Genomic DNA, 10,606 nt, shown 5'->3' with positions numbered 1-10,606 from the left:
TTCGAGCCGCTGCGGGAGGCGTTCGACGCGCACGCCCGGATGGACTTCGCGCGCTCGCTGGAGATCGTCCCGGCGGCCCTCGGGCAGCCCGCGGGGCTCATCGGAGCCGCCGCGCTGATCTTCGAACCCGGCCGTTACTGGAACGCGCGCTGAGCCGTTACCGGGCCGTGGGAAGATCGGCGCATGGCTCCCGTCACGCTCGACGACGTCCACGCCGCGCGCGATCTGCTCGCCGACGTGATCGTCCCGACCCCGCTGATCCGGTCCCGGGCGCTGTCCGAGGCCATCGGCGGTCCGGTCCTCCTGAAGTGCGAGAACGTGCAGCGGACCGGATCGTTCAAGATCCGGGGCGCGTTCGTGCGGATCGCGCGGCTGAGCGAGGCCGAACGGGCCCGCGGCGTCGTCGCGGCCAGTGCGGGCAACCACGCGCAGGGGGTGGCGCTCGCGGCGTCGATCCTCGGCGCCAAGGCGACCGTGTTCATGCCGGAGGGCGCGCCGCTGCCGAAGGTCGCCGCGACCCGCGGCTACGGCGCGGAGGTCGTGTTCCCCGGCCCGACCGTGGACGACTGCCTCGTCGCGGCCGACGCGTACGCGAAGGAGCAGGACGCGATCCTGATCCACCCGTTCGACCACCGGGACGTCGTCGCCGGCCAGGCCACGATCGGCCTGGAGATCCTGGAGCAGTGCCCGGACGTGCGGACGGTCGTCGGGCCGGTCGGCGGCGGCGGGCTGATGGCGGGCGTCGCCTCCGCCGTCAAGAGCGTCGAGAAGGACGTCAAGGTCGTCGGGGCGCAGGCGAAGCGGGCGGCGGCGTTCCCGCCGTCGCTGGCGGCCGGGCGCCCCACCCGGATCGAGACGCAGTCCACGATGGCGGACGGCATCGCCGTCGGCCGTCCCGGAGACCTCACCTACGAGCTGTTCACCGAACTGGTCGACGCGGTCGTCACCGTGTCGGAGGAGTCGATCTCGCAGGCGCTGCTGCTGTGCCTGGAGCGGGCGAAGCAGGTCGTCGAACCGGCCGGGGCGGCGGGCGTCGCGGCGCTGCTCGAACACTCCTATGCCGTCCGGACGCCCGTGGTGGTGCTGCTGTCGGGCGGCAACATCGACCCGCTGCTGCTGTCGAAGGTGCTGCGGCACGGTCTCGCGGGCGCGGGCCGCTACCTGGTCGTGCGGTGCCGCCTCAAGGACCGTCCGGGCGCCCTGGTGACGCTGCTCGGCGAGCTGGCGGAACTGGGCGTCAACGTGCTGGACGTGATGCACGAGCGGATGGCCGCGCGTCTCCACGTGGAGGAGGCCGAAGTCCTCATGCACCTGGAGACGCGCGGCGCGACCACTCCGAGGACGTGATCGGCCGCCTCCGCGAGAAGGGCTACACCCTCACCATGAGCTGAACCGTCACAGCTCGGGCTTGCCCGGCGAGTACAGCCAGGTCTTCGCCCACGCGTCGAGGTTCTCGTGGGAGATCCGCTCGGCGAACCGGACGAAGTCCTCGGTGGAGGCGTTGCCGCCCTCGTGCGCGGCGGGCCACGCCTTCAGGAACCGGTAGAAGTCCCGGTCGCCGATGGCCGCGCGCAGCATGTGGACGGCCATCGCGCCCCGGTCGTACACGGCGCCGTGGAAGATGTTGTCGCGGCCCGGGTCGGACACGATCGGCGTCCACAGGTCGTCGTCCGCCGGGGTGGCGTACACCTCGTCGAACGACTTCTGGACGGGCTTGCCGTCGAACTTCTCGGCGTACAGCCATTCGGAGTACGTCGCGAGGCCCTCGTTCATCCAGATGTCGGCCCAGCGCTCCGGCGTCACCGAGTCGCCGAACCACTGGTGGGCCTGCTCGTGCGCGATGAGCCCGGAGCTCGGGATCGCGCCCGGACGGCTCCCGAGGTCGTACACCGGCCGTCCCTGCGTCTCCAGCGCGTAGTGGAAGTCGCCCTTCACGACGATCCCGCCGGTCGAGCCGAACGGGTACCGGCCGTACATCTTCGACTGGAAGTCCAGGACGTCGCCGGACAGCTCGTGGAACTTCTCCGCGTCCGCCGGCGTGATGCCCATCCGCTCGTCGGTCGCCGTCAGGTTCGGGACGCCCGCGCCCGTCCGGCCCTTCAGCACGTCGTACTTCCCGATGGCGATCATCGACAGCTCGCTGGCCATCGGGTCCCGCATCGTCCAGCGGGTCGTGGTCTGCCCGTGCCGCGTCCAGGTGCCGCGCAGGTCGCCGTTCGACAGCGTCGTCAGGTCCTTCGGCGCCGTCAGCGTGAAGGTGTAGGACGCCTTGTCGGTCGGGTGGTCGTTCACCGGGTAGACCGTCGCGGCGCCGAACGGCTGGTTCACCATCACCGCGCCGTCCGGGGTCGGGATCCAGCCGGACGTGCCGAGCGTCGCGTCGTTGATCGTCTGCGGGACGCCCGCGTACGCGACCGTCACGGTGAAGCTCCGGTTCCGGCGAAGGCCCCGGTCCGGCGTGATCTCCAGCTCCTGCGCGCCCGTCCGCTCGAACGACGCGTCCCGTCCGTCGACCTCCAGCGAGGAGATCTTCAGCGGGCCGAGGAAGTCGAGGTTGAAGCGGGACAGGTTCTGCGTGGCCTTCGCCCGGATCCGGGTGACGGCCTCGATGCCCTTGGTCTCCGGGTCGTACTTCAGCCGGACGTCGTAGTGCCGGACGTCGTAGCCGCCGTTGCCCATGTCGGGGAAGTACGGGTCGCCCGCGCCGGGCGCGCCGGGGCTGAAGCGGGCGTCGGCGCCCGCCGGCGCCGCCGTCACCAGGACCGCCGCCGCGGCACCCAGCGTCACGGCCGTCACGGCTCTGTGCGCTCTCCTCATGGACCTCGCCTTCCTTCGACGCCACTGTCGCGATCAAGACTTTCCCGGGCGCAGTAGCGGATCAAGCGCGAGACGGTCTCAACTTGCCATCGCCGTGGCAGAAAAAGGCCAAGCGAGGGGGAGGGGCGGCGTCGGCGGACGTCGGTGGGCGTCAGCGCGGCGGGCGGCCCTTCTCGTAGAGCCAGGCGTCGAAGAAGGAGCCCAGCCGCTCGCCGGAGACCCGCTCGGCCGTGTCGACGAACTGCTGCGTCGTGACGTTGGCGTTCCGCTTCTCCTTCGTCCACGTCTTGAGGATCTCGAAGAACTTCGCGTCGCCGACCTTGCGGCGCAGCGCGTGCAGCGTCATCCCGCCCCGGTCGTACACGGACCGGGCGAACATGTCCTGGCGGCCGGGGTCGCCGGGCGGGACGTCCCAGAGTTCGCGCGCGTCGGTCTCGTACAACCGGTCGAACTGCTGCTGGACGGTCGGGCCGCCGGACCGTTCGCCCCAGATCCACTCGGCGTAGGTGGCGAACCCCTCGTTCAGCCAGATGTCCTTCCACCGGGTGACGCTGACGCTGTCGCCGAACCACTGGTGCGCCAGCTCGTGCGCGATGAGCGTCGGCGTGACGCCGTACGCCCCGTACACCGGCCGCGTCTGGGTCTCCAGCGCGAACCCGACGGACGCGTTGTCGACGATCCCGCCCGACGAGGCGAACGGGTACGGCCCGAAGAGCTTCGCGAACTCCTCGGTGACCCGCGTGTTCGTCCGGTGGAAGGCGTCCAGGCTCGTCGACAGCGACGGGTCGGCGGCGGAGATCACCGGGACGCCCGCGGCGGTGCGGCCGCTGCGGATCGCGAACTCGCCGACGGTCACCGTCGCCAGGTAGGTCGCCATCGGGTGCTCGACGTGCCACTTGGACGTCGTGGTCGCGCGCGCGCCGACCGGGCTGCTCGCCGGGGCGGGCGCCCCGCCGCCGCCGGGCGGCTCGGCCGGCGTCCCCGGCGTCCCGGGCATGGGCACGCCGGGCGTTCCCGGCGATTCGGGCGGCTGCCCCGGGGTGCCGGCGCGCCGCCGCCGGGCAGCGCGCGGGCGTCCCGTTCGCGACGGCCGTCAGGCCCGCCGGGACGGTGATCTCGAAGTCGAACAGGGCCTTGTCGGACGGGTGGTCATTGCTCGGGAACCAGGTCTGCGCGCCGCTCGGCTGACACGCGACGAACACGCCGTCCGGGGTACGGATCCACCCGTACGTGCCGAGGACCGGATCGTTGACCGGCTGCGGCGTCCCCGAGTACGCGACGACCGCGGTGAACTCCGCGTCCTTGCGCAGCGGCTCCGCAGGCGTGATCTCCAGCTCGCCCTGCCCGCGCTGCGTGCGCGCCGGAGCACCGTTCACCGTGACCTTCGAGACCTTCAGGTCGGTCAGGTCGAGGTTGAACCGGGCGAGCCGCTCGGTCGCCTTCGCCTTGATCGTCGCGGTGCCGGACAGCTGCTCGGCGCCGTCCGGCGTGATCGTCAGCTTCAGCCCGTAGTGCTGGACGTCGTACCCGCCGTTCCCGTCGCCCGGGACGTACGGGTCACCGGCGCTCGTGGGTCCCGCCGGACCGGTCACGGCGCCGCCCCGCGGCGCCTCCTCGGGCTCGTCCCCGCCGGGGATCTGGCACGCGGTCAGCGTCCCGGCGGCGGCGAGGGCGGCCACCCCCGCGACACCCCGGAATGCGGCGCGTGCGCCGGGACGGCGGGGGCTGCGGTCGTGTCCGGCCATGTTCACGCGGTCCAGCCTGCCCGGACGCGGCCTGCCCGGCAACTCGGATACCTGCGGAACGGGCGATCAGCGCAGGTTGTACGGGTTCGGAACGTACGGGCCCGCCCTGACGACGACCGTCCGGGCGATCTTGTCGTGCAGCGCCTGCCTGCGCGGATCCCACAGGATCCACAGCACGTCGATGAACCCGATACAGCCGCAGATCCCGCCGAGCACGCTGTAGAACGCCGATCGGGCGGCGGCCTGGCTCGTCACGACCGGCCCTCCGTCGTCCGCCCGCACGACCCGGATCCGCAGCAGCATCTTGCCGAGCGTCTGCCCCCATTTCGCGTGCATGAGCCAGAAGTAGAGGAACCCCACGATGATGGCGATCAGGTTCGTCCACACCTGCACGCCGTCGTAGGCGTACTCGCCGGGCTCGGGGTCGACGACGGACCCCCAGTTGACGAACGGCAGCGAGATCAGCCCGGAGATGATCGACAGCACGATGAGGTCGATGATCCCCGCCGCGAGCCGCGCCCACCGGCTCGCCAGCCCGGCCGACGGGTCGGCGTACTCGTTGGGCCCGCCGCCGTACCCCGGCAGCCCCCCGTACTGCTGCCCCCCGTACGGCCCGCCCCCGTAGGACCCGGGGTAGGGCGGAGGCTGCTCGCCGTACCCGGGCTGCTGCCCGTAGCCGGGCTGCTGCTGCCCGTAGCCGGGCTGCTCGCCATATCCGGGCTGCTGCCCGTACCCGGGTTCTTGCCCGTATCCCGGCTGTTGCCCGTAGCCGGGCTGCTGCTGCTCGTAGCCGGGTTGCCGGCCGTATCCCGGCTGCCCGTGGCCCGGTTCCCCGTGACCGGGCTGCTCCTGCCCGGGTCGTCCGGACGGGGGCGGCGGTTCCTGCCCCTGCCCGTGGGGCCGCTGTCCGGGCGGCGGCCAGTCCTCCGGTTCTTCCCCGGGGCCGGGGTCGTTCGGCCGATGCGTCATGACGTTGACCTGGGCCGAGGCGCCCCCTTCCAAACGTGGCGGCGTCCGGAGCGCGGGATTGTTTACCGGCCGCTGAGCAAAGGTTGTCCGGCCGGTCCCGTCGTCATGACTTCGCGTACGGGTCGGTCGTCCACGGCGTCACCTTCACGACGATCGTCCCGGCCACCTTGTCGTGCAGGGCCTGCCGCCGCGGGTCCCACAGGATCCAGCCGTTGTCCAGCAGGCCGAGGATGCTGACCAGGAAGCTGGCGGCGGGCACGGCGAAGTTCGCGACGACCGTGAGGATCGAGATCGCGTACACGAACGCCTGGCGTCCGGCGACCTGCCCCCAGCTCACCGCGGACTGGTCGGCGGCGGTCACCAGCCTGATCCCGCAGGCCCGCTTGCCGAGCGTCTGCCCCCACCTGGCCTGCGTGAGCGTGTAGTACCCGAAGCCGATCAGGAAGACGGCCACGTATCCGCCGAGCAGCACCGGGATGTTGTAGATGTCCATCGGGTCGGTGATCGGCTCGCCGGACTCGACGATCTCGTTGAACCGGTCCCAGCGGATGGCCGCCAGCATGACCGGCACGGCGAAAACGCCGAGGATGAGGCTGTCCAGGATGGCCGCGCCGAGGCGGGCCCAGCGCCCGGCCAGCATGTCCTGGGGCGAGCCGCCGTACCCGGGCGGCGGCCCGTATCCCGGCGGCCCGTAGGGCTGCTGGCCCGGCTGGCCCGGCTGGCCGGGATGCGGCGATGCGGGCCGGCCGTACGCGGGCGGCTGCTGCTGGCCCGGCGCCGCTCCGTACAGCCCCTGGTAGGGAGGCGGACGGTCGTCGCCGGGGGCCTCGCCGCCCGGGTTCTTCGAGAGGTCCGGGCCGGGGGCGCTCCAGTCCGTCCGGTCGTCGTCGCCGGGCGGAGGGTTCTGTGGCGGTTCGCTCATGGGCACCCAGTGTGCCCGTTTCCGGGCGGTAGGGGCAGCGTCGGAGCACCGGCCGTCCGACCCCGGACACGTGCGGACGTGTCCGGGGCCGGAGCCCGCGACTCCCGGGGACGGGCCGGGCACGGGCCGGGGGAAGGGTCGTGGACGGACGCGTACCGGACGCGTCAGAGGTTGCCGCGGAGCTCCTGCTCGCGCTCGATCGCCTCGAACAGCGCCTTGAAGTTGCCCTTGCCGAACCCGAGCGAGCCGTGCCGCTCGATCAGCTCGAAGAACACCGTGGGGCGGTCCTGCACGGGCTTGGTGAAGATCTGCAGCAGGTAGCCGTCCTCGTCGCGGTCGACCAGGATGCGCCGCTTCTGCAGCTCCTCGACCGGGACCCGCACCTCGCCGATGCGCTCGCGCAGCTCCGCGTCCTCGTAGTAGGAGTCGGGGGTGGCGAGGAACTCGACGCCCGCCGCGCTCATCCGGTCGACGGCGGCCAGGATGTCGTTCGTGGCGAGCGCGATGTGCTGGACGCCCGGCCCGCCGTAGAACTCCAGGTACTCGTCGATCTGCGACTTCTTCTTGCTCTCCGCGGGCTCGTTCAGCGGGAACTTCACCTTGCGGGTGCCGTCCGCGACGACCTTCGACATCAGTGCCGAGTACTCGGTGGCGATGTCGTCGCCGATGAACTCGGCCATGTCGGTGAAACCCATGACACGGTGGTAGAACTCGGCCCACTCGTCCATGCGCTCGACGTTGCCGACGCAGTGGTCGATGGCCTGGAAGTGCCGCCGCTCCGGCGGCTCGACGATCGGGTCGGCGGCGGCGAAGCCCGGCAGGTACGGGCCGGTGTAGTTCGAGCGGTCGACCAGCGAGTGCCGCGTCTGCCCGTAGGTGGCGATCGCCGCGACCGTCACCTTGCCGTACTCGTCCTCCAGGACGTGCGGTTCCTCGACGCCCGTCGCGCCCTTCGCGAGCGCGTGCCGGTACGCCGCCTCGACGTCGGGGACCTCGATCGCCAGGTCGACCACGCCGTCGCCGTGCTCGGCGACGTGCCGCCCGATCTCGGTACCGGCCTTCACCGGACCGCGGAAGACGAACCGGGCGCCGCCCGACTCCAGGACGTGCACCGCCTCGTCCGGGCTGCCGTTCTCCGGGCCCCGGTAGGCCACGCGGCGCATCCCGAAGGCGGTCGAGTAGTAGTGCGCCGTCTGCTTGGCGTTGCCGACGGCGAAGACGACTGCGTCCATGCCCTTGACCGGAAACTCATCCATGCCACCTAATGTCGACAGACGCCTACAAGGTGCGCAAGAGAGCCGCAGATCACTGGACAATCTGTAGAGTGATCCCGGTCGAACATCGCACGATCTGTGCAATGTGACCACGACCACAGCGACCCCGGAGGACGTGCCGTGCCGATCGACGACCTGGACGGCCGGGTGATCGAGCTGTTCGCCGCCGAGCCGAGGATCGGCGTGCTGGAGGCGTCCCGCCGCCTCGGCGTCGCGCGCGGGACCGTCCAGGCCCGCCTCGACCGGCTCGCCCGCGACGGCGTCATCGCCGGTTTCGGCCCCGAGATCGACGCCGCCGCGCTCGGCTACGGCGTGACGGCGTTCGTCACCCTGCAGCTCCGGCAGGGCGGCGGCCACGACCCGGTCGCCGCGCGGCTCGCGCAGGTGCCCGAGGTGATCGAGGCGCACACCATCACCGGCCCCGGCGACATGCTGTGCCGCGTCGTCGCGCGCAGCAACACCGACCTGCAGCGGGTCATCGACGCGATCGTGGACGTCGCGGACGTCGAGCGCGCCTCGTCGGTGATCTCCCTCGTCACGCAGGTGCCGTACCGGACGCTGCCGCTCGTCCGCGCCGCGTCCGCCAGGTAGAACGCGAGCGGCCCGCCGCCCCGATGGGGCGACGGGCCGAACCGCGTTCTCCCGGCTGGGCCTGCCGACGGATCAGGCGGCGCCGTACGGGGTCGCGTCGAGGATCTCGACGGTCATGTTGCGGCCGTTCGGCAGCGTGTAGGTGGCCTTTTCGCCGACCTTCTTGCCGTTGATGGCGGAGCCGAGCGGCGAGTTGGGGGAGTACACGTCTATGGGGGCGCCGACCTCCTCGCGGGACGCGAGCAGGAAGGTGACCTCCTCGTCGTCGCCCTCGAACGTGACCGTGACGGTCATGCCGGGGCCGACCAGGCCCTCGGTGCGCGGCGCCTCGCCGACGCGGGCGTTCTCCAGGATGCCCTGGAGCTGGAGGATCCGGCCCTCGATCTTGCCCTGTTCCTCCTTGGCCGCGTGGTAGCCGCCGTTCTCGCGCAGGTCCCCTTCCTCCCGCGCCGCCTCGATCTTCTGAGCGATCTCGATGCGGCCCGGGCCCGACAGGTGGTCCAGCTCCGTCTTGAGCCGGTCGTACGCCTCCTGGGTCAGCCAGGTGACGTCCTTGTCAGCGCGGGTCTCGGTCACGGGTACTCCTCATCACATGGTGCGATACTCGCTTGCCCGGTGGGCAGGCGTCACATCGACATGAAGTGCGGCCGGGTGAAACCTCTAGCCTATCCGGTGTGTGCGGGTAAAGGTTCCCTGAACTCGTCGTCGGCAATCCGCCAATCACGGTTCCGCATCGGCCGCGGTATTCGGGCGGGGCCGCCGGGCCGTTTCGCCGCCGCGATCTCCATGCCCCGGCCGGGCGCCTCCATGCGCCGGCCGGTCATCGGCTCCCAACGTCCGGGGGGGTGATCACATTCCGCCGAGACCCCCGCGACCTGCGCTCATCCGGCCTTCGCGCACTCGTGGATGCGGGCGCCGGTGGCCTCCCGGGGAGTCCGCAGCGTCTCCGTCCCGGTCGCGCCCGACTTTCCCGCGGGCACCACGATGGTCTTCTCCGCCAGAATCGCGAAGTCGGTGTCGAAGGCGTCCAGGGTGCACCGCACGGCGTCGTCCTCCGGCTTCGCCACCGAATAGCTGATCTTCACCGTGTTCCCGGTGATGTCGTAGGCGACGGTCTGCGACACGATCCCCGGGGACGACGAACCGGCGAACCCCGCGATGATTCCGAAGCCGCCCGCGGCGAGCGCCACCAGGACGCCGATCACCGCCAGGCCGATGCGTCCGCGCACGGTCTTGGCCCGGTCGGCCCGTACCTCGGCGGACGGTGCGGCGTCGGACACGCTCGTTGTCATTGGGTACCTCCGAGGAGACCCCGGCCTTCGGGCGGGGAAGGAATCGGTGCGGAACAGGACGGGAACAGGCGATTCGCCGTCGGACGAACCGCCGTCCACCCCGTAAGGCAGAAGTTAACTGATCTTGTTGTATCGTGTGAGGCATGAGGCGGACGGTGAAGCGGGCGTCAAGTACCGCTTCTACCCCACCGGCGAGCAGGCGGCGGAGCTTGCTCGCACGTTCGGGTGCGCGCGCCTGGTGTACAACCGGGCGCTGGAGGAACGCACCCGCGCCTGGTACACCGAGCAGCGCCGCATGACCTACGTCGACACCTCGGCGGCGTTGACGGCGTGGAAGAAGACCGACGAGCCGGCGTTCCTGAACGAGGTGTCGTCGGTGCCCTTGCAGCAGGCGCTGCGGCACCTGCAGGCCGCGTTCGCGGCGTTCTTCGACAAGCGCGCCGGATACCCGCGGTTCAAGTCGAAGAAGAAGTCGCGGACGTCGGCGGAGTACACCCGGTCGGCGTTCAGGTTCCGCGACGGTGAACTCACGCTCGCGAAGATGGACGGCCCGCTGGACGTCCGCTGGTCGCGTCCGCTGCCCGCAGGGGCCGAGCCGTCCACGATCACGGTGTCCAAAGACGCGGCCGGACGATGGTTCGTGTCCATCCTGTGCGAGGACACCATCACCAGGCCGGACCCGTCGGACAAGGCGGTCGGGATCGACGCCGGGATCACCTCGCTGGTGACCCTGTCGACCGGGGAGAAGGTCACCAACCCCCGGCATGAGCGCCGCGACCGGGAGCGTCTCGCCCGCGCGCAGAAGGACCTGGCCCGCAAGGTCAAGGGGTCGGCCAACCGGGAGAAGGCGAAGCGGAAGGTCGCGCGCGTCCATGCGAGGATCGCCGACCGGCGCCGTGATTTCCTGCACAAGCTGTCGACTCGGCTCGTCCACGAGAACCAAGTGGTCGTGATCGAGGACCTCAACGTCCGCAACATGGTCAAGAACCACTCGCT

9 protein-coding genes and 2 pseudogenes are annotated in these 10,606 nt (G+C 71.1%); 3 read left to right on the top strand and 8 right to left on the bottom strand.

Annotation, left to right across the window (positions count from 1 at the left end):
- Positions 1-183: 183 nt before the first annotated feature.
- Positions 184-1,347 carry a threonine ammonia-lyase gene (gene ilvA / locus BJF79_RS21535; protein WP_143220077.1) on the top strand — a complete coding sequence of 388 codons (1,164 nt, stop codon included), beginning with the start codon at positions 184-186 and terminating at the stop codon, positions 1,345-1,347.
- 48 nt (positions 1,348-1,395) lie between these two features.
- Here ilvA and BJF79_RS21530 read toward each other — a convergent pair whose 3' ends face one another.
- The 6 genes and pseudogenes from BJF79_RS21530 to hppD form a co-directional block, all read right to left on the bottom strand.
- Positions 1,396-2,787, bottom strand: a complete 1,392-nt coding sequence (locus BJF79_RS21530) for a M1 family metallopeptidase (protein WP_262402375.1) — start codon at positions 2,785-2,787, stop codon at positions 1,396-1,398.
- Between the two features lie 181 nt (positions 2,788-2,968).
- Positions 2,969-3,814, bottom strand: a complete 846-nt coding sequence (locus tag BJF79_RS60980) for a M1 family aminopeptidase (RefSeq protein WP_262402376.1) — start codon at positions 3,812-3,814, stop codon at positions 2,969-2,971.
- A gap of 139 nt (positions 3,815-3,953) precedes the next feature.
- Positions 3,954-4,562, bottom strand: a pseudogene (locus BJF79_RS60975) (M1 family peptidase); the annotation flags it as partial.
- Between the two features lie 66 nt (positions 4,563-4,628).
- Positions 4,629-5,531 (bottom strand): RDD family protein, encoded by a 903-nt coding sequence (locus tag BJF79_RS21520; protein WP_143220076.1) that lies wholly within the window; start codon positions 5,529-5,531, stop codon positions 4,629-4,631.
- Positions 5,532-5,634: 103 nt separating this feature from the next.
- Positions 5,635-6,453, bottom strand: coding sequence for an RDD family protein (locus tag BJF79_RS21515; RefSeq protein WP_075899963.1), 819 nt, complete (start codon positions 6,451-6,453; stop codon positions 5,635-5,637).
- 164 nt (positions 6,454-6,617) lie between these two features.
- The gene (gene hppD, locus BJF79_RS21510) at positions 6,618-7,709 is read right to left on the bottom strand and encodes a 4-hydroxyphenylpyruvate dioxygenase (RefSeq protein WP_075899961.1); all 1,092 of its coding nucleotides are present in this window, start codon (positions 7,707-7,709) and stop codon (positions 6,618-6,620) included.
- Positions 7,710-7,847: 138 nt separating this feature from the next.
- On the opposite strand from hppD, the gene BJF79_RS21505 reads away from it, so the two are divergent.
- Positions 7,848-8,318: an Lrp/AsnC family transcriptional regulator gene (locus BJF79_RS21505; protein WP_083733639.1), complete on the top strand. Its 471-nt coding sequence runs from the start codon at positions 7,848-7,850 to the stop codon at positions 8,316-8,318.
- Positions 8,319-8,390: 72 nt separating this feature from the next.
- Here the strand turns inward: BJF79_RS21505 and greA are convergent, their stop codons facing one another.
- The gene (gene greA, locus BJF79_RS21500) at positions 8,391-8,894 is read right to left on the bottom strand and encodes a transcription elongation factor GreA (protein WP_075899957.1); all 504 of its coding nucleotides are present in this window, start codon (positions 8,892-8,894) and stop codon (positions 8,391-8,393) included.
- 305 nt (positions 8,895-9,199) lie between these two features.
- Positions 9,200-9,610: a DUF4307 domain-containing protein gene (locus BJF79_RS21495; RefSeq protein ID WP_083733638.1), complete on the bottom strand. Its 411-nt coding sequence runs from the start codon at positions 9,608-9,610 to the stop codon at positions 9,200-9,202.
- A gap of 143 nt (positions 9,611-9,753) precedes the next feature.
- On the opposite strand from BJF79_RS21495, the pseudogene BJF79_RS21490 reads away from it, so the two are divergent.
- A pseudogene (locus BJF79_RS21490) lies at positions 9,754-10,606 on the top strand (RNA-guided endonuclease InsQ/TnpB family protein); the annotation flags it as partial.

This window comes from Actinomadura sp. CNU-125 (genome assembly GCF_001942465.1).
Lineage (GTDB): Bacteria > Actinomycetota > Actinomycetes > Streptosporangiales > Streptosporangiaceae > Spirillospora.
Note: the sequence above shows the minus strand (reverse complement) of the source record. Positions and strands in the feature narration are given on the sequence as shown.